Raw genomic sequence first — 791 nt, forward strand, 5'->3', positions numbered from 1 at the left:
TCATGAGAAGCAAAAGAATACCTGCTGAAGAACAATACCGTCTCATCATGGAATGCCGTCAAAGTGGATTGACAGATCATCAATGGTGTGTGGAACATGATATCAAGCCAGGAACTTTTTACAACTGGGTAAAAAGACTGCGTCAGAAAGGTTGTGTGGATTTGCCGGCGTCAACTGGAAGCACCTATCGTGCACCAGAAAGCCAGGAAGTTGTCAGAGTGGATTTTCATGATACTGACCCGATTCCTTATGAACAGTCATTAAATATAATTCCGGCATCTACGGAAAGAAATAACCTTTCTGTAGCAGAGCCAATGAAGCTGTCTGTAGGAAGCTTTCATCTAACAATACCAAATGGAACAGATCCTCAGCTTCTGGCTCAAACGCTTCGCATTGTGAAGGAGTTGGAATGTTAGGGGATATCACAGCCGCCGATGAAATCTATATCGTAACAGGCAGAACGGATATGCGGAAATCCATTGACGGGCTGTGTGCTATTGTAGAGGATCAACTCCATATGGATCCAAGGCGAAGTGCCCTGTATCTTTTCTGTGGAAAACGTTGTGACAGGATCAAAGCTTTGCTCTGGGAATCTGACGGATTTGTGCTGCTGTATAAACGTATGGAAGTCCAGGGCAGATTCCGCTGGCCCAGAAATCAGTTGGAAGTAAAACAATTGACCTGGCAGCAATTCGACTGGCTCATGTCCGGGCTTGAAATCGAACAACCAAAGGCATTCAAGCCTACGGAATGATCGCGTAAAACATCTATGCCAGCCAACAGAAACGGAG

Annotated in this window: 2 protein-coding genes; both read left to right on the top strand. The window is 45.3% G+C overall.

All coding sequences use genetic code 11. The annotated features are described in order from the left end of the window. Positions 1 to 2 precede the first annotated feature (2 nt). On the top strand, positions 3 to 416 hold the full coding sequence (tnpA, locus tag H8716_RS17495; RefSeq protein WP_249310234.1) for an IS66 family insertion sequence element accessory protein TnpA: 414 nt from the start codon (positions 3 to 5) through the stop codon (positions 414 to 416). Continuing rightward, positions 410 to 754, top strand: a complete 345-nt coding sequence (gene tnpB / locus H8716_RS17500; protein WP_009246070.1) for an IS66 family insertion sequence element accessory protein TnpB — start codon at positions 410 to 412, stop codon at positions 752 to 754. The genes tnpA and tnpB overlap by 7 nt, the downstream gene beginning before the upstream one ends. The last annotated feature ends 37 nt before the right edge of the window (positions 755 to 791 follow it).

Source organism: Jingyaoa shaoxingensis (assembly GCF_014385005.1).
GTDB lineage: Bacteria > Bacillota > Clostridia > Lachnospirales > Lachnospiraceae > Marvinbryantia > Marvinbryantia shaoxingensis.